Genomic DNA, 20,202 nt, shown 5'->3' with positions numbered 1-20,202 from the left:
CTCGCAATGCCCGGGCTGACGGCGTGGCCCCAGGGCTGGGGCGCTAGTCGGTTTCCGGGCTCTGGCAGTAGAAGCAGGTGCCGGCGTCGCAGTCTTCCGCTGTGTCCTGTTCCGTTTGGCGCTCACTCATTCCGGGTCCTTTCCGTAAGGGTTGTGAAGTAGTCCCCCTTGCAAGGGTTTGCCCGGGACCCCTGCCGGGATCCCGGGCAAACACCGGGGGTGGTGGCCTGCCGGCCGGGTCAGTGTGCCAGGGCCGGTTCGGCCAGCTGCACCTTTTCCGCTTCGGTGGGCACGAAGCCCGCCTGGAGCTCGGAGCGGAGCTTGCCCATGTCCAGCTCACCCTGCCACTTGGCGATGGCCACGCAGGAGACGATGTTGCAGACCGTGCTGGTGAGGGCGCGGGCCTCGCTCATGAAGCGGTCGATGCCAACGATGAGGGCCACGCCGGCCACCGGGAGGGTGGGCATGACCGTCAGGGTCGCCACCAGGGCCACGAAACCACTGCCGGTGACGCCGGCCGCACCCTTGGAGGTCAGCAGCATCATGCCGAGCATCAGCAGGATCTGGCCCCAGCTGAGGTGGATGTCGCAGGCCTGGGCGATGAACATCGAGGCCAGGGTGAGGTAGATGGCCGTTCCGGTCAGGTTGAAGGAGTAGCCGGTGGGGACCACCAGGCCCACAACGCTGCGGTCACAGCCGATCCGCTCGAGCTTGGACAGCAGGCGCGGCAGGACCGGTTCGCTGGAGGACGTGGCCAGGACGATCAGGAACTCATCCTTGAAGTAGCGCAGGATCTGCCACAGGCTGAAGCCGGTCACCTTGGCCAGGATGCCCAGGCCGACCACCACGAAGACGATGCAGGCGGCGTAGAAGGCAAGGATCAGCATGCCGAGGTTTCCGATGGAGTGGGCGCCGTACTTGCCAACGGTGAAGGCCATGGCCCCGAAGGCTCCCAGCGGAGCCACCTTCATGATGTAGCCGAACATGATGAAGAGCAGCTTGTTGAAGCTGTTGACCACGTTCAGGGCCAGCTGGCCCGGTGCGCCGAGCTTGCTGAAGGCAAAGCCGCACAGCATTGCAATGACCAGCACGGGCAGGACCTCACCGTCGGCGAAGGCGCCAACGAAGGTGGTGGGGATGATGCTGAGGATGAAGTCCACGGGGTTGCTGCTGGGCAGTTGCGTGGTGTACTTCTGCGCCACCGAGGAGTCCAGGTGCGTGGGATCGATGTGCATCCCGGCGCCGGGCTGGAACAGCGTCACCGCGGCCAGGCCCAGGGCCAGGGCGAGTGCCGTCAGCGCGTAGAAGAGGCCAAGCGAACGGATCAGGGTGGGGCCCACCTTCTTGGTGTCCCGCAGCGAGGTGATGCCTCCGACGATGGTGCAGAACACGATGGGGGCGATCATGAACTTCACGAGTTTCACGAAGCCGTCGCCGATGGGCTTGAGCGATGCACCGAGGTCGGGCCACAGTGCGCCCACAACGACGCCGAGGGCGACTCCGATGAGTACCTGGACATACAGGTGTCCGAGGATGGATTTGATCTTCATTGAACAACTTCCTGGTTGGTGCGGCCCCTTAATGATGGGGCAAAGAGATAGGGGTGTTAGGCAGACAGCTCGGCGGCCGGGGCCACGTCGATATCTGCGGTGGCGATGTGGCGGGCTGCCCGGTGGAGGGCCACTTCGCTGACGGCGCCGGTGTCATCGGTGATGATTTCGGCGGTGATCACGCCGGCGGGCGTCCCGACCCGCAGCAAGCGGGGAGTTCCGGTGCCGGTGGAGGGTGATTGGCCTGCTGCGTTGGCTACGACCGATGACTGCAGCGAGGATGCAAGGGCAACTGCCACGGCTGAGGTCAGGCCGATGGCCGGGTGGGGTGCGAGCATGGACAGCATCCGCACCCGCACGTCGTGGCTGCCGGCGGTGATGGTTGTTCCGTCCGCGGCGATGTAGTCGCCGGCTGGCGCCACAACCCCGACTTTCGGAACAGCGTTCTGCGGCGGATCCTCAGGCTTCCGCAGCCCCATGATGAGGCCGGCTGATGCCCGTGCCGCGATGAGGTCCGGCAGCTGGGCGGTGAGGTTGTCCGTCATTGAGGAAAGATCGACGCCGGCCTGGTCGGCTGCGAGGAGCACGGCAGGGGCGCCGGCGTCCACCATCGTTGCGCCCAGGGTCCTGCCGTTGACCTGGAGTTGGTCCACGGTGTTGCCGGTAGGCAGGAGTGCACCGGTGTTCTGGCCCCAGGGGCCGTGGAACGAGAGGCTGACGGGAACACCGGCGGCGCTGCTGCCCGGAACCCGTGCCAGTCCGGACTTGGGAATGTGGCCGCCGGGAGTTGGAACCGCTCCGCTGAGCACGGCGCCGGAAGTGACGTGGCGCATGCGGACCTTGGTCATGCCGTCCCGGGCGGGAACGATGCCGGTCTGGACGGCGAACAGGGCAATGGCGGTGGCGCAGTTGCCGCAGTTGGAACCCAGCTCAACGGTGGGGTCACCGATCCCCACCTGGGCGAAAAGGTAGTCGAGGTCTGCCTCGGCACCAGGGGTTGCCCAGATGACTGCAGCCTTTGACGTGGTGGACGTTCCGCCCCCGACGCCGTCCAGCTGCCGCGCATCCGCCGCGCCGAAAGCGGCTGACAGCAGTGCGGGGATTTCCTCGCGGGTGGGGGCGTGGAGGGCCACGTCCCTGGCATCGAAGAGCCAGCACTTGCTGGTGCCGCCCCGGTACCAATGTCCTTTGAGTCCCACTGTATTTCTCCCTCGTAACTTGCAGGTGCTCTACTTCACAGCACCTTGTACTTCTACGATCCGGGATGGGAGCCTTCAGCACAATCGCAAATAAATGGACGACTATCTACTTTTGCTAAACTCAGTGCATGGCAATCCTCGATCTCCACCGGCTCCATGTGCTCCGTGAGGTGGGCCGTTCCGGCTCCCTGACCTCGGCTGCTGCCGCCCTTTCCTTCACCACCTCGGCGGTGTCGCAGCAGATAGCCAAACTCGAGCAGGAGATGGGCGTGGTCCTCATCGAGCGCCATCCCCGGGGCGTGGTCCTGACCGAGGCGGGGCACGCCCTGCTGCACTACGCCGACGACATCGACAGGACCGTTGAAGCCGCCCGCGCCGAAATGGGGGAGTTCGCGGGCCTTCGGCGGGGCCAGCTCCGGCTTGGGACCTTTCCCACCGGCGGGGCCTCCCTGATGCCCGACGTTGTGCTGGCGTTCCGCGCCCGCCACCCGGAGGTTGCAGTGACGGTTGTCAGTGCCCGCCGGGACGGCCTGCTGGAACGGCTGCGGCGGCGGGAAATCGAACTGACGCTGCTGTGGGACTATCCCTGGCAGCAGATCGAGGACCCTGACCTGGCCCTGGTCAGGCTGATGAACGATCCAACAGTGCTGCTGGTACCGCGGGAGCACCCCATTGCCAAACTGGGCTCGGTCCGCATCGGCGCCTTGAGCGACCAGGAATGGGTGGTGCGCGACGAGCACCCCGTGGCCGATGTCCTCAGCCGGGTATGCCGCGACGCCGGGTTCGAACCGCGGATCGCCTTCGCCGCCAACGATTACCAGGAGACACAGGGCATGGTGGCGGCCGGTATCGGGATCGCCCTGGCACCCAGGCTGGCGCTGACGGCCCTGCGCCCCGACGTCGTGGCGGTCCCGCTCGCCGGATCGCCGAAGCGCCGGATCCTCCTGGCCCACCTGGCAAACCGGCGGCTCAGCCCCGCGGCGCAGCAGGCAACCAAGGTGTTCCGTTCCATCGCCAAGGGCGCGGCTTCCTGACAAAGGAGGGTGCCGCCGTCGTACGGTGCCTTTCCTGACGCCTACCGGGCCAGGGGCCCGGCAACCAGCGCCCGGGCAAGGTCCATGAATTCGGCGTGGGTCACCGGAGCGGGGCCTGCCGTCGAGGCAGCTGCCGTGTGGGTGTTCCGGGCGACGGCGAAGCTGTCGCTGACGAAGCGCCGGTGCACAATGACGCTCCCGATCGCCGGCAGGACCAGCAGGAACTGGCCGTAGTTGCCCGCGGCCAGGAAAGCCCCCTGCCACTGTGGGCCGGATTCCCGGGGGAGCCACCACAGGTAGCCGTAGTCGCAGGTGCCAAAACCGGTGGCCGGCGCCATGTCTGCGCGCCTGACATGGGTGGCCACGCTGTCCCTGACCCACTCCCGGGGGACATGCTGCCGTCCCTCCCACTGGCCGCCGGCAGCCATCAGCATCCCGATCTTGGCCAGGTCCCGAGCGGAGAGGAAGAGGTGGTAGGCAGGGAAGGCGGACTTTCGGGCGTCCCCGAGCATTCGCTGGCGTGTGGGGTCGTAGTCGTCGAACCCCAGCGGACCGGCCAGGTGCTTCTGGAACGCTTCGAAGACGGTCAGGCCGCTGGCCTTCTCGAAGATCGCGCCGGCGGCGTTGAAGTCCCAGTTGTTGTAGAGGAAATACTGCCCCGGTGCTTTTGTGCCACGTGAAGGGAAGACATCCTCGTCACTGCCCGGGCTGGAGGGCGGATGGTAGACGCCCGAACGCGACGTCAACAGGTCACGGAGCCGGGCCGTCCGCTCGATGGGCAGCAGGCCGCCAATATCATCAACACCGAACTCATCGAGTGTGGCGTCGAGGCTGACCGTGCCGGCGTCCACCTGGATTCCGAAAAGGATCGAGAGCAGGCTTTTGCGCACGGAGGCGACGTAACTGGCGCGGGTGGTGTCGCCGAGTTCAAGGATGGTCCTGCCGTCCTGGCGGACCAGCAGGGACGAGGTGTTCCGGGGCACCGGAAGTGCGGGGACGTGGACGGCGGTCACGGGGCTCCTGGTGGTGGGTGAATGAAAAAAGCCCGGGGACCCGGCGGAGGCCGGGTCCCCGGGCACGGGATTGCGGGGTTACTTGGTGTAGCCGAAGACCTGGTTCCACTTGGCAAGGTCGTCCTTGCCGTAGGTCACGGCGTCGGTGTTCTGCATGCGGTAGACCTTGCCGGAATCGACGGCGGGGAGCGTCACGCCCATGATGGTAGGCGGTGCCACGTCGGTGCGGACCGGGTATTCACCGATCTGCGCAAAGACCTGCTGGCCCTGCTTGGAAAGGTTGTAGTTCATGAAGACCTTCGCGGCTTCCACGTTCGTGGCGGTGCCCGTCATGCCCAGGTAATAGTCGTACGAGACGAGTCCTTCCTCGGGGACGATGAACTTGACCGGGGCCTTGTCCTGGACGGCCGAGATGTTGGTGCCGCTGATGGTGACCGTGCCCACGGCAACTTCACCGCGGGCCAGCGCCGTGGCTTCAGCACCCAGGGAGTCGTAGATCTTGGGCTTCTGCGCAGCGTACTTGGCGAAGTAGTCGCCGCCCATCTTGGTTTCCATGAACCTGTTCAGCGCAGCGGTGCTGCCGCCCGAGCCGCCCTGGACGATGCCCAGCTTGCCCTGCCACTTGCCGCCGACGGCATCCGCCCAGGACTTGGGGGCATCGGCTTCCTTCACCAGCTGGGTGTTGTAGCCCAGGGTGTAGACGGAGTTGAACATGCGGGTGAACTGGCCGCCGTCCACGGAAACGTCCTTGAGGGCCGAGGCGCCGGGTACGTCATAGGCCTTCCAGACCTTGGCGTCCTCCATGGACTTGGCAATCCGGTAGTCGGAGGTGCGGATGACGTCGGCGCTGAGCTTGCCGGCGCCCTGTTCGGAGAGAACGCGTTCGGAGAGCTTGTTCGGGGTGAGCCGGACGACGTTGACCTTGATGCCGGTGTCCTTGGTGAAGGCGTCAACCAGCGCGCTTTCAGAGGAATCGGTGTAGCCGGAGTAGAGGGACAGGGTCTGGGTCTTGGCCTTCTCGTAGGTGTCCTTGTCCGCGATGGATTCGCCGTTGATCACCAGTCCGTTATCGGTGTTCACAGCTGCGGTGGCAGTGACCACGCCGGCACTCTGGGCGGGGCTTCCGCACCCGGCCAGGCTGAGGGCGAGCAGCACTCCGGCTGCAGTGAAGGCGGGAAGTTTGGACGCTAACTTCATTGTGGGTGTCCCTTTCAAAGGTGGGTGAGGTCAGTTCTTGGTCTTGCGTTCGCCGCCGACTTTTTGGGCGATGACGGCGAGGATTCCGATGACGAGGCAGTACAGGACGCTGACGGCGGCAGCTGCCTGGCTCTGGCCGTTGTCGAAGTTGTCGAACACGAGGATGGACAGGATCCGGGTGTTCGAGGTGAAGAGGAAGATGGAGGCGCTGAGCTCACGCATGGACAGCATGAGGAACAGCAGGAACGAGGACATGATGCCGACGCGCATCAGGGGCAGGGTGACGTCCAGGACGGACCTGGTCCGTCCGGCGCCGAGCATGACCGCGCTGTCCTCGAGGTCCTGGTCCATCTGGAGCATCGATGCGGAGACGCCGCGGTAGCCCTGGGGCATGAACACTGCAACGCAGGCGACGGCGAGGATCGCCAGGGTGCCGTAGATGGGCAGGGGCAGCAGCAGCCAGGTCCAGAGCAGTCCGATGCCCATCACGATGGCGGGGACGGCAAGGGGGGTCATGGCGACCAGTTCGATCAGCCGTCCCACCTTGGACTTGGTGCGGTAGCGGATGTACGAGGCGATGAAGCTGAGGGTGGTGCCGGCGAATGCCGCGATCAGGGCCACCAGGACGCTGTTCTTGAGGGCGAGCTGGAAATCGTTGGATCCGAGGACTTCGATCAGCTTGGCGAAGCTGAGGGAATTGGCCTCCAGCAGCTGCGACATCGAGGACACGAAGGGGGTGGCCTGCATGGACGCGGCGAGCAGTGCGAGCATGGGCAGGACGACGGACACGGCGAAGTAGGCCAGGGCCAGGATGGTGAAGGGCCAGCGCATCTTGCGCAGCGGCACCTGCCGGGGACGGTTGCCCTTGCCGGTCATGGTGGTGAATTTGCGCTTGTTGATGATGCGCTGCTGGATGAGGGTCACGGCCATCAGCGCAACGGTCAGGATCACGGCGACGCTGGCAGCCTGGTTGCTCTTGGCCGGAGTGGCACTCATGAGGCGGTAGATATAGGTGGGCAGCGTGTCCACGCCGGCGGGGTTGCCGATGACCTGGGCCACGGGGAAGTTCTCCATGGTCAGGGCGAAGACCAGGACGGCGGAGCCCAGGATGGCCGGCAGGGCCAGGGGCAGGGTGACGGTCCGCAGCATGGTGCGCAGCGGAGCCCCGTGGACGGTCGCTGCCTCTTCGAGGTCGGCGTTCATCATCGACAGCGAGCTGTGCAGCAGCAGGAAGGCGTACGGGGCGTAGAAGATTCCCAGCACGAACACCAGGCCCGGGAGGCTGTAGATGTTGATGGCGGCGTCAATGCCCAGGTCGCGGAGGAAGATGTTGATGTAGCCGGCGCTGGGCGAGCAGAGCAGGGACCAGGCCAGGGCGCCCACCAGGGCGGGGATGAACATCGGCGCCATGCCGATAAAGAAGATGAACTTCCGCCACGGTGCATCGGAGCGGGCGCACACGAAGGCCAGGAATGCGCCGATCAGCAGGGCGATAAGTGCCGAGCCTGCGCCGACCATGAGCGAGTTGACCAGGGCCCCGAGTGCTTCCGGGGTGGCCAGCAGCGCCAGGTTGGACAGCGTCAGGCCGCCCAGGGAGATGCTGCCCGGCCGGGGAACGCTGTCCGAGAACGCGGCGAGCAGGACCAGGGCAAGGGGGAGGACGATGAGGACGCCGAGGATCACCAGGACGATCAGGCCCGGCGTGTTCTTCCGGAGGCCGGCAAGGGTCCGGGCAGAGCGGTAGTTCCGGGGTTCGGGCTTCGGCGCCAGGCGGGCCTCGACGCGGCTGGCCGCCTCGGTGGTCTTGAGGCTCATGCGAGGACCTCAGCCGGCAAGATCTGGACTTCGCGGGGGTTGACGGTGACCCACACGCGGTCCCCCACCTTGTGCTGTTCGCCGCGCCTCAGCCCGCCCAGTGCGTCCAGTTCGGGCCCGGATTCCAGCTGGATCGCGTACCGGATGTCGTTCCCCTGGAAGCCCGCCACGCGTACCGTCCCCGGCCACGAGTTGGGGTGTTCGGTGGGCATGGCGGTGATCTGCAGGTCCTCGGCCCGGATGCAGACCTTGGGGGATGCGCCCGCATCACTGGCCTGCTGCGCCGACTGAATGGTGAGCTCACTGTTGGCGATGCGTGCCGTGGTGGCGCCGGTGGCCGTGCCCTCCGGGGTGCAGTCCATGATGTTGGAAACACCCAGGAAGTGGGCGATCGAGGCGCTGGCGGGTGCCTCGTACATGTGCTGCGGGGCGCCCATCTGCACAATCCGGCCGCCCTGGAGCAGGGCGATGCGGTCTGCCAGGGCGAAGGCTTCGTGCTGGTCGTGGGTGACGTACACGCAGGTGAGCCCCAACTGGAGCTGGATCTCACGCAGTTCAACCCGGAGCCGGTCACGCAGGCGGGCGTCAAGGTTGGAGAGCGGTTCGTCGAGCATGAGCACGCTGGGCCGCATGACCAGGCTGCGTGCCAGGGCCACGCGCTGCATCTGGCCACCGCTGAGCAGGCTGGCGCCGCGGTCGGCGTAGGGCTCCAGGCCGACCAGCGTGAGCGCCTCCCTGACGCGCTCATCGATTTCGCTCTTGGAGAGCTTCTTCTGCTTGAGCGAATAGGCAACGTTCTGGGCAACCGTCATGTGCGGCCATACCGCGTAGGACTGGAAGACCATGCCGACGTTGCGCTTGTTCGGGGGCAGGTTGATGCCCTTTTCGGAGTCGAAGACCACAACGTCGTCGATGATGATCCGCCCCGAGGTGGGCTCCTCCAGGCCGGCGATGCAGCGCATCGTGCTGGTCTTGCCGCAGCCCGACTGGCCCAGGAGGACCAGTGCCTCGCCGTCTTCAATGTCGAGGTTGAGGTTTTCGATGGCAGTGAAGCTTCCGTACTTCAGCTGCAGGTTTTGAATGCTGATTTTCATGGCTGATTCCTTGGGCTGGGTTTTTCCTGTAGGGGTTTCTTCAGTCACTTGGCACCAGGATGGTGCTTTCGCTGATGACGCGGGCCGAGCGTTGAAAGGAGACTTCAGCGGGATCGGCGGCATCCAATGCCAGCGCCGTCTTGCCTTTCAGTAAGTGGATAAAGAGTCCGGCCTCCGCCGCCGGAACCACGTTGCGCTGCACCACGCTGCCTGCGGTCCCCGAAGCAGCCGCGACGGCGACCGCGCTGGTGAGGCCGATGGCGGGGTGCAGCGCGCTCATCGAGATCATCCGGGCCGAAACGCCGGTTGCGCCTGCGGGCGGAGGGCCCACGACGCCAACCTTCGGAATGGAGCTGAGGTTCTGCGGCAGCCCCATCCTGCGGGCGGCCGCAGCGCGCAACTGCGGAGCGATCCGGACCAGCGCCTCCAAGGCTTCCTCGCTGGCGGTTGCGTCCAGCCCCAGGTCCTGTGCGGCAAAGAGTGCAGCCGGGGCGCCCGCGTCGATCAGTGTCGCCTGGTACCGCTTCCCGTCGACCTCGATGTCATCCGTGGCGTTGCCTGTGGGGAACTGTGCACCGTAGCTGGACCAGGAGGACTTCTGGAAGATGACGTCGATGGGGACGCCGGGGTAGTGCTGGCCGTCGAGGCGCCGCCCGCCGTAGGCCGGTACCTGCGCCCCCGGTGTGGGGATCTCGCAGACGAGGCGCAGCCCGGTCACGGTGTTCAGGATGGGGACCCGGGTGACTTCCCCGGTGGGAGCGACCAGCCCGGCATGGAGCGCGTAGAGGCCCAGCGCTGTTGCGCAGTTGCCGCAGTTGCTGGCCCACTCGACTGCCGGCTTGTCGATGGCCACCTGGGCGAACCGGTAGCGGACCGTTCCGTCCCGGTCGGTGCCGGCCACGGTAATCGCCTTGCTGGTGGTCGACGAGGCGCCGCCTACTCCGTCGATCTGGCGGAGATCCGGCGAACCGAAGGTGCGGATGAGGAGACGGTCCGTCTCCAGGGCGTCAGCCGGAAGGTCCTCGTCCCGGAATATCCAGCACTTGCTGGTGCCGCCACGGACGAGGGTGGCCGGCACCGGGGTGACCGGGAGGGTGCCGGCGTGCGGCTCTTCCCTGAATAGAAGCGTCATTGGTTCTCCTGAAAAACCCCGGGCTACCGTGTGCAGCCGCCGGATGAATGTTCAAAGCTGAGCAAACCAGAATCCGGTAATTACCCTGCTGTATGGCGTTGGTCACAAACGGTATACCGTTCATATAACTTAAGCAACAGTCTTCAAAAGATGAATACCGAAAGGGGAGTGTGGGTGCCTGGTGCTTTTGGGGAGAGTGTGCGAAATATCGCCACGGTGTTCACAGCCCGCCGGAACGGTATGCAGTGCGCTAGAATTGCGGCTAAAGGTATGGCGCCGGCGCGTCCTGCCGCTTGTTTGCCTGAAGACCGGAGGCCGCCCGTGGCGTCGCAACCAGAGACAAGCCCCTACCTGATGATCAGGAACGCCATCATCTCGCAGGAGCTGCCTCCCCGTGCCCAGCTCGTTGAAAGCGCCCTGGCTAAGAAGTACAACGTCTCCCGGACGCCCATCAGGGAAGCCTTGCGGCGCCTCGAAACCGAGGGGCTCGTGGAGCGCTACGGTTCACGCATGCAGGTGCGGGAGTACCGCCCGGAGGAGATGCTGGACCTCTATGAGGTGCGGACCTTCCTGGAGGAGGCGGCCGCAAAAACTGCGGCTCTCCGGCACACGGACATGGACCTGATGCTGATCGACCGCGCGCACCAGGCCATGGTCACCCTTGATTTCGATGCTGCCACTCCGGCTGAACTGGCCGCCGCCAACCGCACCTTCCATGAGCGCATCTGGGCCGCCAGCCACAGCGCCGCCCTCCTTGACCTGCTCGACCGGATCCTGGTCCACTTCATCCGCTACCCCGGCACCACGCTCTCCACCAAGGAGCGCTGGGACCGCGTGCTGAAGGAGCACGAGGAGCTGCTGGTTGCCATCCGCGCACGGAACGCGGAGGAAGCCGGCCGCATCGCCAGCGCCCACATGGACGAAGCAAAGAACATCCGCATCCAGATGTACATCGACGCCCAGGAAATCAGCCACCCGCGCCTGGGGTAGCCACCACCTCCGGCACTCACCCTCTCCTGCCATGCCCCCAAGCATGTGCCGCCAGCCCATTGCATGCGACGGCATACTTATGTATACAATCGTGTACAGCGATGGAGCTGAGGAGATTGATGATGATCAAGAGCGACGTTTTGGTAGTGGGCGGCGGCAACGCCGGATTTGCGGCAGCACTTGCAGCCGCCGAGCGTGGACGCAAAGTTGTCCTGCTGGAAAAGGCGCGGGAAGCCGCCTCGGGCGGCAACAGCTTCTACACCGCCGGTGCCACGCGCATCTCCCACGACGGGCTCCAGGAGCTCATCGAATTCGTGGAACCGGATGAGCGGCACGCCGCCAGCGAAGTCCCCGCGTACACCGCTGCCGAATACCTTGCCGATCTGTCCAAGGTCTCTGAAGGGCGCAACGACCCCGAACTGTCCGCGGTCCTGGTCAACGAAAGCAACCCGACCTTGCGCTGGCTTCAGGGCATGGGACTCAAATACCGCCTGATGTACGAACGCCAGGCGTACCGGACCCAGGACGGCGGGTATCTGTTCTGGGGCGGACTGCACGTGGGCAACGTGGGCGGCGGCAAGGGACTCATGGCCGACCACCGCGCCGCCGCGGAGCGCATGGGCGTGGAGGTCATCTACGACTGCGCAGCCACCGGCCTCATCCAGGAGGACGGCCGCGTGCGCGGCGTCCGGTACCGCACGTCAACCGGGGAAGGCGAGCTCCGGGCCGAGTCGGTCATCCTCGCCTCGGGAGGTTTTGAAGCCTCACCTGAACTGCGCCGCCAACACCTGGGGGAGGGCTGGCAGAACGCGAAAGTACGCGGCACGCCGGGCAACACGGGGGAGATGATCCTGGCCGCCCTCGACGCCGGGGCGGCCAGGGGCGGCGACTGGTCCACGTGCCACAGCGTGGCCTGGGACGCCTGGCACCCGGAGAACGAGAGCAACCTGGCGCTCACCAACCAGCTCACCCGCGGCGGGTACCCGCTGGGCATCGTGGTGAACAGCGACGGGAAGCGGTTCGTGGACGAGGGCGCCGACTACCGCAACTACACCTACGCGAAGTACGGCCGGGACATCCTTGCCCAGCCGGGCTCGGCCGCCTTCCAGATCTTTGACGCTTCTTCCCGCCCCATGCTGCGCGCCGAGGAGTACGACATGCCGGGCGTCTCGGTGGTCACCGCTCCAACCCTCGCCGAGCTGGCCCAAAAGGCCGGTATCAGCCCCGAGGGTTTGGAGGAGACGGTGCACAACTTCAATGCTTCGATCACCGGCAGCTCGCCCTTCGACCCCAACGTCAAGGACGGACGCCGGGCCGACACCCAGCCGCCGAAGAGCAACTGGGCCCGCAGCATCGCCACCGGCCCGTTCTACGCTTTCCCGGTGACCTGCGGCATCACCTTCACCTTCGGTGGCCTCAAGACGGACACCTGGGGCCGCGTGCTCACCGAAGACGCGGAGCCGCTCGAAGGGCTGTATGCCTGCGGGGAAGCGCTGGGCGGACTGTTCAGCGGAAACTACCCCGGCGGCTCCGGGCTTGCGGCGGGCGCCGTCTTCGGCCGCCGTGCCGGCTCCATCGCCTAGGCAACCCAGCAGCCCCCACCAGCAACGGAAAAGAGGAAAAGTGGCCAGTCCCATCCACCAGCGGCTTCGCGAGGATGTTCTCGCGAGTGTCTTTGCGCCTGACGAGCCGCTCACGGAGGCGAAGCTCACTGAGCGGTACGGGGCATCCCGGACACCTGTGCGGGAGGCGCTGCAGCGGCTGGAACAGGACGGGCTGGTGGAACGGCGCGGCAAGGCGGTGGTGGTCCGTACGCATTCAGCCGAGGAGATCATCGACATCTACGAGTCGAGGATCATCCTGGAGCAGGCCGCCGCGGCCAAGGCTGCCGTCAAGGCAACCGCCCTGGACCGCCAGCTGCTCACGGGGCTGCTGGCGCAGATGCAGCAGCTGGATCCCAATGATGGCCGGGCGCTCGCGGAAACCAACCGCGCCTTCCATGCCCAGCTGTGGCACGCCACCCACAGCCCGTCGCTGATCGGACTGCTGGAACGCCTTGACCAGCAGGTGCGCCGGTACACCCTCACCACCCTGACCTACCCGGGGCGGTGGCCGGTGGTGCTGGCGGACTACGCCGAGCTGCTGGCCGCAATCGGGGACGGCGACTCCGAACGTGCGGGTGAGATCGCCGCCCGCCACATGTCCGACGCCTTGAACATCAGGCTGAAGATGTACGCCGACGATCCCAGGACGCTCTAGGCCGCCGGCGACCGCGGGCGTCCGCACCAGACCCGCCGGCAGATGCTCCTGCATACTCCATCGCAACAGGAAACCCGAGGGGCAGGCTCCAATGGGCCTGCCCCGCCTCGCTTTTCCGGCGCCTTGTGCGCCGGGCCGGCTTCGCTGGAACGGACGACGACGACGGCGGCGGGCGAGTGCCGCCGTCGTACTATCTGCGGGGCTGGTTTCCTGCGGGGAAGCGCGCGTCCGGACGCACAGGAACGGCACAGCAGCAACCGGCCCACGGCATAGCCCCGTGCGGTTTCCTTGCATCATGACCACTTCACGCACACCCCGCCAGCCCGACCTTGACCAGCCGCACCCCGACCACGACCGGGGGCTGGAGTTCGACTTGAACACCCTGGTAAGCCGCAGGTCCCTGGGACTGTTCCTGGGCGCAGGCGGTGCTGTGGCCGCGCTCGCCGCCTGCACGCCGGCCGGAACCTCTGGCTCTGTCTCCCAGGCATCAAGCACGGCGGCGGCCGCCACATCCTCCGCGTCTGCCACGACCACTGACTCCGCCGTCACTCCGACGCTGACCCGGGCCATCGCCGAGTGCGGCGTGGAAATCCCGCAGGAGACCGCAGGCCCCTATCCGGGGGATGGCTCCAACGGGCCGAATGTCCTGGAGGCATCCGGGGTGGTGCGGAAGGGCATCACGTCGAGCTTCGGGACTGCCTCCGCAAAGGCGGAGGGCGTTCCGCTGACCTTCATCCTGACCCTCCTGGACAACGCCAAGGGCTGCACCCCGATGGCCGGTGCCGCGGTGTACGCCTGGCACTGCGACCGGGACGGAAAATACTCGATGTACGACTCGAGCCTGAAGAACGAGAACTACCTGCGCGGCGTGCAGGAAGCCGACGCCAACGGGCAGGTCACGTTTACGTCGATCTTCCCGGCCGCCTACTCCGGGCGCTGGCCGCACATCCACTTCGAAGTGTTTGAGTCCATGAACAATGCCACCGCCGCCGGGCAGGTATTGGCCGTCTCCCAGATCGCGCTGCCGCAGGCGGCCTGCGACGACGTGTACGCCACCCCCGGGTACGAGCGCAGCGTCGCGAACATGACCCGCACAACGCTCAAGTCGGACAACGTGTTCGGGAACGACGGCGGCATCTACCAGCTGGCAACGATGACCGGTTCCGCCGCTGCCGGCTACACAGCGGGACTCAACGTGACAATCTAGGCTGCCGCAGCTCCCCGGTTCCAGGCAACTGCCTCCGGTTTCGTCATGTGGGCCTGGTAGTAAGGGACAATCGAGAGGTCAACACCTGAGGAGCGTGCGGATCGATGGGGCTGGGTATGGGGCGCACCCGCGGGAGCGTGGCTGTTGCCTGCCTGCGTTTGTTCGTTGCCTCGCTCTGCGCAGCGGCGGTGTTGGCCAGCGGTGCTGGCAGTGCGGTGGCCCCTTCCCTGCTGCAGCCCCATGACCGGGTTTCCAGCCAGCCGCGGGTGGTGCCGATGCCACCGCCATTGTCGGACGTGCTGGATCAGCCGGCCGCTGTCCCGGGTGGCTACCCGATGGCCTTGACGGCCCAGGTGGGAAACCACCACGTCCACGCGTCCTGGACCTACGTTGACGGGCTGCCCGCCTTCAACGCCCAGATTGACTCGTGGCTGCTGGGACTCCTGGATGCCGTGGCTCCGGCGGGTGGCCGCTACCGGCCCGCGATGGCACTGAATGCCAGCCAGCGCCAGGGCCGGGAAATGGTCATCTCGGCCAAACCTGTCCAGGCCAAGGGTAGTGTGCTCGTGGTCCGTCAAAGAGTGTCGGACACCGGGCCGGAGGGAGTCAGCGCGATGGCGTCCGCCACCGTTTATGTCGACCTGGCCTCCGGCGCGGTCCGGAGCGGAACCGACCTGCTGAGGCCTGAGTCCATCCCCGCCATCCAAGCACGCGCGGCGGGCATCCCTGCCGACATCGCGGCCCGCGCCCCTCAAGGAATCCCGACCGACCTTGTCCTCAGTCCGGAAGGCGAACTGACCGTCTCCGCAGGGCAGCCCGGCATGACCGGCCGGGAGGTGACGGCCACGATGAATGCCGCGGACACGGCTGCTGCCCTCAGCGATTACGGCCGCCAGGTGCTGGGGCAGCTGAACGCCGCCGCAGCACCGCGCCCGGCCAGCGCCCCGGCCCACAGGCACGTGAACTGCGATATTGTCCCGTGCGCTGCACTGACCTACGACGACGGGCCCGACCCCCGCACCACGCCCCAGTTGCTGGACATCCTGAAGGCCAACGACGCGCAGGCCACGTTCTTCATGACCGGGTCCAACACCACCGCCAACCCGGCCACCGCCAGGCAGGTTGCCGAGGCCGGGTACGCAATCGGCAACCACACCTTCAGCCACCCCTACCTGACCAAGCTGTCCCCGCCCGCGATCAGGAAAGAGATGGACCGGACGGATGCCGCGATCCTGGCCGCCACGGGTTCCACTCCCACCATGATGCGTCCGCCGTACGGTGCGGCCGATGCCGCGGCCCAGGCGGCTGTGGGCAAACCATTGATGATCTGGGCCGTGGACTCGCTGGACTGGCAGAGCAAGAATCCGGCGGCCTTCGTGCCCAAGGTGCTGAAGGAGATCACGCCCGGCGCGATGGTGCTCATGCATGACGTCCAGCCCTCGACAATATCCGGGCAGCAGGAACTGATTGCGGGCCTGCAGGGGCAGGGCTACAAGCTGGTGTCCGTCCCCCAGCTCTTCGAGGGGATTCCGCTGCTGCCCGGGCACGTTTACCGGTCCCGGCCGGCGCGGCCGTAGGGCTGCGGCGGCCGGGCTGGCTGCTCAAGCCGGCTTTTGCCGCGAACCACCGGTGGGCGATGGCGCGCGGTCAGGAGGCGCTGGCCCTGGAACTGCGCCGACGCCGGCCAGGCGCCGACCCAGCCAAAATCCCGCCGCCCACTGGGCCCACGTTCGCACGCCTGTCCCGCTGGCGGCGGAAGGCGACACAGGCCTGACGTACCGGGCTGCCTTTGCTGGAAGGTTCGACGACGGCAGCGGGTGATTTCCGCCGTCGACCATTGCTGCGGGTGCTTTTCTCCGGGGCCATCAGCCTGCAGCTGACGGTACGGGGGAGTCCTTCCAGGGCTGGACCCTGCAGGCCTTTAGCGCGCGACCGGGGCGGTAACGGGCGCGCAGCTGTTGCGCGGCAGGTAGTCCGCTTTGACTTCGATGCGGCGGGCACCCTCCGGGAGCTTCCCCTGCATCCGTCCGAGCACCAGTTCGATGGCGTGAACGGCGAGCATGTCGAGCGGCTGGCGGATGACGCTCAGCGGGGGAGAGGTGAGCTCAGTCCAGGGATTGTCGTCAAAGACAATAAGCGAAAGCTGATCGGGGATGTCAGTGCCCATTTGGACGAGCCTGCGGACTGAACTTTGCACCTGTGCCGTGTTGGCAACGATGAGTGCTGTTGGCGGCTGGCGCATCGCAAGCAGCGATCCTACGGCGTCCCCGCCCGCGTCCCCGCGAAAAGGTACGTCACGTATCAGCGTGGGGTCTACTGGCAGGGAGGCGTTCCGGTGTGCAGCCCTGTAGCCGTTCAACCTCGCACTCCCGGTGGAGGTGGTAAGCGGGCCCGTGATCAGCCCGATCCGGGTATGGCCCAGGCTGATGAGATGCTCGGTTGAGCGTTGTCCCGAGTCAAAGTTTTCGATGCTGACAACATCGACATCTTCGAGTTCTTCGATGGCCCGGTCGATGAAGACGACATTGACGCCGAGGTCGCGCAGGCGCCTCCATTTTTCGATGTTGCCCCCGGTGGGAGTGGCAATGACGCCACTGACCGACCGGTCGAGCAACGTATCCAGGGAGTCCGCCTCCAGGTGCGGATCCTCCTGCGTGGTCATCAACACCACCTGCACGCCATGGCTGCGTGCCTCCCAGACGATCCTGTCCGCCAGGCGGGCGAAGAACGGATTGGAGAGATCGGTGACCACCAGGCCGATGGTGAGTGCATGCCCGGCGCTGAGTTCACGCGCTGCCGCCCTGGGCCGGTAACCCAATTCATCGATGACCCTCAAGACCTCTTGCCTCTTTGCGGGTGCGACCGGTCCCGACTCCGGGTTCAGTACCCGTGAGACCACAGAGACGGATACTCCCGCAGCAGACGCTACGTCGCGAATGGTAGGCGCTTTGCGCACCGCTCCTCCTTGAGACACAAGACCTTCGTGGTTATGACCTACGCGATTTCTTTCAGCCGTTTGATTCATGACGCCGGGCTGGAAGGTGATCGTTGACACAGCTTATCAGCAGCTGGTACAAAAGTGGAACCGGTTCCACTCCGGACGGTTTTCCCATAAAACGCGACAAAGAAGTTGTGCCATCCGGCAAGCCGGAGGTGCTTTTCTTTGGCCAAGCACCCCCTAGAGAGATTCCCGTGAACCTTCATAAACTCCTCAGCGAGCGTGAGCAGCAGTCCCGTCCCATCCGCGTTGGACTGATCGGCGCCGGCCGCTACGGGACCATGTACCTGGCGCAGGCCAACAACATCCCCGGCATCCACGTTGTTGCCATTGCCGACATCAACGTCAAGCGGGCGCAGGGGGCCTTCGAGCTGGTGGACTGGCCTGCCTCCCAGGTAGCTCCCGATATCGCTACGGCGCTGAAGGACCGCTCCACCGCCATCGTCGCCAACGCTGACGAACTGTTCGACGTGGACATCGACGTCATTGTCGAAGCCACCGGTAACCCGATCGTCGGCATCAAGCACGCCCTGAAAGCAATCGAAACCAAGAAGCACATCATCATGGTGACCGTCGAAGCTGATGCCCTTGCCGGCCCTGCGCTGGCCAAGCGGGCCGAGGAAGCAGGCGTGGTCTACTCCATGGCCTACGGGGACCAGCCGGCCCTCATCATGGAGCTCGTCGACTGGGCCCGCACCAGCGGCTTTGATGTGGTTTGCGCCGGCAAGGGCGCAAAATACCTGGAGCACTACCACGAGATGAACCCGGACAACGTCTGGGAGAACTGGGAGTTCTCCAAGGAATTGACCGACTCCGGCCAGCTCAACCCCTACATGCACACCTCGTTCCGCGACGGCACCAAGGCCGCCATCGAAATGGCGGCGGTGGCCAACGGCGCGGGGCTGGCCCCCTCCGATTCCGGCCTGAGCTTTACACCGGGCAACGTTGAAGAGATCGCCACCATCTGCCGCCCGGCCGCCGTCGGTGGATCCCTGGCCCACGAAGGAAGCGTCGACGTCATGTCCAGCGTCAACCGCGACGGCAGCTGGATCAGCCACAACACCCAGGAGGGCGTCTTCGTCGTCGTCAAGGCAACCAACAACTACGTTTCCGGCTGCTTCAACGAATACCCCTGGCACCCGGACCCCACCGGCCAGTACGCCGCCCTGTACCGCCCCTACCACTACGTAGGCCTCGAACTGAACATGTCCATCGCCAACGCAGCCCTCCGCGGCATCCCCACCGGCGGGCCCGTCGGCTTCTATGGCGATGTGGTCGCTACCGCCAAGAAAGACCTCAAGGCCGGTGAATTCCTCGACGGCGAAGGCGGCTTCACGGTGTGGGGCAAGCTGGTTTCCGCCAAGCACTCGGTCTCCACCGGCGCCCTCCCCGTCGCCCTGGCCCACCACGTGGAGCTGCGTAACGATGTGCCCAAGGGAGCGATCGTTGGTTGGGACGATGTCATCATTGATGACTCCCTGTCCCAAGCGCTGGAACTCCGCCGCGAAACCGAAGCGCTGATTTCCGCCCCCGTCACCGTCTCCTGAACCAGTACCACCGCATCCTTCCAATGAAGAAAGGCATCGAATGAACCTCAAGACCCGCGCCATCACCGGGGTACTGGCAACCAGCCTGGCCGCCGCCCTGCTGTCCGGCTGTGCAGGCGGAACCCCGGCCGGCCAAAGCGCCCCGGTGGCCAAGATCCAGCTCTCCATCCCCGATCCGCTGACGTCCTCCGTCGGCGTCACCGCCCAGCACTTCGCCGACCAGGTCAAGAAGACCTCCAACGGTTCCGTCCAGGTCACCGTGGTACCCAACGGCACGAGCTTCAGCGGGGACCAGAATGCCGCCGTGACCCGGCTGCAGGGCGGATCACTCGACGGACTCATCCTGTCCACCTCCGTCTACGCCTCGGTGGTCCCGGAAATGAACGGCATCAGCATCCCCTACCTCTTCTCGGACACCAAGGAAGAGGCAAAGTTCCTGGCCGGAGAACCTGGAAAGGTCCTGAAGGACAAGCTGGCGGCAAAGGACACCGTGGCACTCGCCTTCCTGACCCGGACCGGCCGTGAGATCACCAACTCCGTGCGCCCGATTGAACAGCCTTCCGACCTGAAAGGGCTGAAGATCCGGGTGCCGGGCAACACCCTGTGGACCGACTTCTTTGGCAAGCTGGGCGCAAGCCCCACCACCATGGCCTTCTCGGAAGTCTTTACCGGCCTGCAGACCGGAACGATCGACGGCCAGGAAAACCCGATTGAGGTCCCTTGGACGAACAAGTTCTCCGAGGTGCAGAAATACGTCTCAATGACCAACCACATCAACGACGCCTGGGTCCTGGCACTGTCATCGAAGAAGTGGGATTCCCTCACGGAGGACCAGAAGAAGGCACTCACCGCCGCTTCAGAGGAAACGGCAACCTTCAAAACCGGTTATGACGAGGAACAGTCCAAGAAGCAGCTGGATGAGCTGGCGGCCAAGGGCATGAAGGCCAACGAGCTCAGCGCGTCCGGGCTCGCCGAGTTCAAGGCGACCTCCCAAAGCCTCTACCCGGAGTTCTCCAAGCTCATCGGCAAGGAGTTCTTCGATCAGGCCATCGCCTTCGCCGGCAAGAAGTAGCAAGGACGGGTGGGAGCCCACAAGGCGGCTCCCACCCGTACCACCACCCCACTCCCCACACACACACACACATCCCGCTCTCAATGTCGACAGTC

The 20,202-nt window shown here is 65.7% G+C and carries 16 protein-coding genes; 8 read left to right on the top strand and 8 right to left on the bottom strand.

The genetic code is table 11. The features are described from left to right. Positions 1–239: 239 nt before the first annotated feature. Together dctA and ASG79_RS14340 are read right to left on the bottom strand one after the other, a co-directional pair. A complete protein-coding gene (dctA, locus tag ASG79_RS14345; protein ID WP_056392025.1) occupies positions 240–1,550 on the bottom strand; it encodes a C4-dicarboxylate transporter DctA in 1,311 nt (436 codons plus the stop codon). A gap of 56 nt (positions 1,551–1,606) precedes the next feature. Next, positions 1,607–2,749 carry a PrpF domain-containing protein gene (locus tag ASG79_RS14340; protein WP_018772063.1) on the bottom strand — a complete coding sequence of 381 codons (1,143 nt, stop codon included), beginning with the start codon at positions 2,747–2,749 and terminating at the stop codon, positions 1,607–1,609. 128 nt (positions 2,750–2,877) lie between these two features. Between ASG79_RS14340 and ASG79_RS14335 the strand changes: the two genes are divergently transcribed. Then, positions 2,878–3,783, top strand: a complete 906-nt coding sequence (locus tag ASG79_RS14335) for a LysR family transcriptional regulator (RefSeq protein ID WP_056392023.1) — start codon at positions 2,878–2,880, stop codon at positions 3,781–3,783. A 41-nt stretch (positions 3,784–3,824) separates the two neighbouring features. Here the strand turns inward: ASG79_RS14335 and ASG79_RS14330 are convergent, their stop codons facing one another. The 5 genes from ASG79_RS14330 to ASG79_RS14310 all read right to left on the bottom strand — a co-directional run bounded on the left by ASG79_RS14330 (position 3,825) and on the right by ASG79_RS14310 (position 10,034). Continuing rightward, positions 3,825–4,796 (bottom strand): serine hydrolase domain-containing protein, encoded by a 972-nt coding sequence (locus ASG79_RS14330; RefSeq protein WP_056392021.1) that lies wholly within the window; start codon positions 4,794–4,796, stop codon positions 3,825–3,827. A 78-nt stretch (positions 4,797–4,874) separates the two neighbouring features. Beyond that, positions 4,875–5,993, bottom strand: a complete 1,119-nt coding sequence (locus ASG79_RS14325; protein ID WP_056392020.1) for an ABC transporter substrate-binding protein — start codon at positions 5,991–5,993, stop codon at positions 4,875–4,877. 30 nt (positions 5,994–6,023) lie between these two features. Then, entirely contained in the window at positions 6,024–7,808 is a 1,785-nt protein-coding gene (locus tag ASG79_RS14320) for an ABC transporter permease (protein WP_018772059.1), read from the bottom strand. Further along, positions 7,805–8,902, bottom strand: a complete 1,098-nt coding sequence (locus tag ASG79_RS14315; protein ID WP_018772058.1) for an ABC transporter ATP-binding protein — start codon at positions 8,900–8,902, stop codon at positions 7,805–7,807. The genes ASG79_RS14320 and ASG79_RS14315 overlap by 4 nt, the downstream gene beginning before the upstream one ends. A gap of 40 nt (positions 8,903–8,942) precedes the next feature. Further along, positions 8,943–10,034 (bottom strand): PrpF domain-containing protein, encoded by a 1,092-nt coding sequence (locus ASG79_RS14310; RefSeq protein ID WP_018772057.1) that lies wholly within the window; start codon positions 10,032–10,034, stop codon positions 8,943–8,945. 321 nt (positions 10,035–10,355) lie between these two features. Between ASG79_RS14310 and ASG79_RS14305 the strand changes: the two genes are divergently transcribed. From ASG79_RS14305 to ASG79_RS14285, 5 genes are all read left to right on the top strand, one after another. Further along, positions 10,356–11,024 carry a GntR family transcriptional regulator gene (locus ASG79_RS14305; RefSeq protein ID WP_223992974.1) on the top strand — a complete coding sequence of 223 codons (669 nt, stop codon included), beginning with the start codon at positions 10,356–10,358 and terminating at the stop codon, positions 11,022–11,024. A 119-nt stretch (positions 11,025–11,143) separates the two neighbouring features. Next, positions 11,144–12,607 (top strand): FAD-dependent tricarballylate dehydrogenase TcuA, encoded by a 1,464-nt coding sequence (tcuA, locus tag ASG79_RS14300; RefSeq protein WP_056392018.1) that lies wholly within the window; start codon positions 11,144–11,146, stop codon positions 12,605–12,607. A gap of 40 nt (positions 12,608–12,647) precedes the next feature. Beyond that, the gene (locus tag ASG79_RS14295) at positions 12,648–13,283 is read left to right on the top strand and encodes a GntR family transcriptional regulator (RefSeq protein ID WP_082581767.1); all 636 of its coding nucleotides are present in this window, start codon (positions 12,648–12,650) and stop codon (positions 13,281–13,283) included. A gap of 295 nt (positions 13,284–13,578) precedes the next feature. Continuing rightward, entirely contained in the window at positions 13,579–14,490 is a 912-nt protein-coding gene (locus tag ASG79_RS14290; protein WP_056392112.1) for an intradiol ring-cleavage dioxygenase, read from the top strand. A 116-nt stretch (positions 14,491–14,606) separates the two neighbouring features. Beyond that, positions 14,607–16,067: a polysaccharide deacetylase family protein gene (locus tag ASG79_RS14285; protein WP_235509814.1), complete on the top strand. Its 1,461-nt coding sequence runs from the start codon at positions 14,607–14,609 to the stop codon at positions 16,065–16,067. A 344-nt stretch (positions 16,068–16,411) separates the two neighbouring features. On the opposite strand, the gene ASG79_RS14280 is transcribed toward ASG79_RS14285, so the two are convergent. Then, a complete protein-coding gene (locus ASG79_RS14280; protein ID WP_235509817.1) occupies positions 16,412–17,515 on the bottom strand; it encodes a LacI family DNA-binding transcriptional regulator in 1,104 nt (367 codons plus the stop codon). A 167-nt stretch (positions 17,516–17,682) separates the two neighbouring features. Here ASG79_RS14280 and ASG79_RS14275 point away from each other — a divergent pair, with 167 nt between their 5' ends. Together ASG79_RS14275 and ASG79_RS14270 are read left to right on the top strand one after the other, a co-directional pair. Continuing rightward, positions 17,683–19,035 (top strand): NAD(P)H-dependent oxidoreductase, encoded by a 1,353-nt coding sequence (locus ASG79_RS14275; RefSeq protein WP_018769920.1) that lies wholly within the window; start codon positions 17,683–17,685, stop codon positions 19,033–19,035. Between the two features lie 40 nt (positions 19,036–19,075). Continuing rightward, complete coding sequence (locus ASG79_RS14270) at positions 19,076–20,107, top strand: DctP family TRAP transporter solute-binding subunit (RefSeq protein ID WP_018769921.1); 1,032 nt, start codon at positions 19,076–19,078, stop codon at positions 20,105–20,107. Positions 20,108–20,202: the final 95 nt, after the last annotated feature.

Source organism: Arthrobacter sp. Soil761 (genome assembly GCF_001428325.1).
Classification (GTDB): domain Bacteria; phylum Actinomycetota; class Actinomycetes; order Actinomycetales; family Micrococcaceae; genus Arthrobacter.
This window is presented reverse-complemented; position numbering and strand designations above follow the sequence as displayed.

Excerpts from the sequence above, each read along its gene's own strand:
- dctA (WP_056392025.1), bottom strand. The coding sequence starts at position 1,550 with ATGAAGATCAAATCCATCCTCGGACACCTGTATGTCCAGGTACTCATC.
- ASG79_RS14335 (WP_056392023.1), top strand. The coding sequence starts at position 2,878 with ATGGCAATCCTCGATCTCCACCGGCTCCATGTGCTCCGTGAGGTGGGC.
- ASG79_RS14325 (WP_056392020.1), bottom strand. The coding sequence starts at position 5,993 with ATGAAGTTAGCGTCCAAACTTCCCGCCTTCACTGCAGCCGGAGTGCTG.
- ASG79_RS14320 (WP_018772059.1), bottom strand. The coding sequence starts at position 7,808 with ATGAGCCTCAAGACCACCGAGGCGGCCAGCCGCGTCGAGGCCCGCCTG.
- ASG79_RS14315 (WP_018772058.1), bottom strand. The coding sequence starts at position 8,902 with ATGAAAATCAGCATTCAAAACCTGCAGCTGAAGTACGGAAGCTTCACT.
- ASG79_RS14310 (WP_018772057.1), bottom strand. The coding sequence starts at position 10,034 with ATGACGCTTCTATTCAGGGAAGAGCCGCACGCCGGCACCCTCCCGGTC.
- tcuA (WP_056392018.1), top strand. The coding sequence starts at position 11,144 with ATGATGATCAAGAGCGACGTTTTGGTAGTGGGCGGCGGCAACGCCGGA.
- ASG79_RS14290 (WP_056392112.1), top strand. The coding sequence starts at position 13,579 with ATGACCACTTCACGCACACCCCGCCAGCCCGACCTTGACCAGCCGCAC.
- ASG79_RS14285 (WP_235509814.1), top strand. The coding sequence starts at position 14,607 with ATGGGGCGCACCCGCGGGAGCGTGGCTGTTGCCTGCCTGCGTTTGTTC.
- ASG79_RS14280 (WP_235509817.1), bottom strand. The coding sequence starts at position 17,515 with ATGAATCAAACGGCTGAAAGAAATCGCGTAGGTCATAACCACGAAGGT.
- ASG79_RS14270 (WP_018769921.1), top strand. The coding sequence starts at position 19,076 with ATGAACCTCAAGACCCGCGCCATCACCGGGGTACTGGCAACCAGCCTG.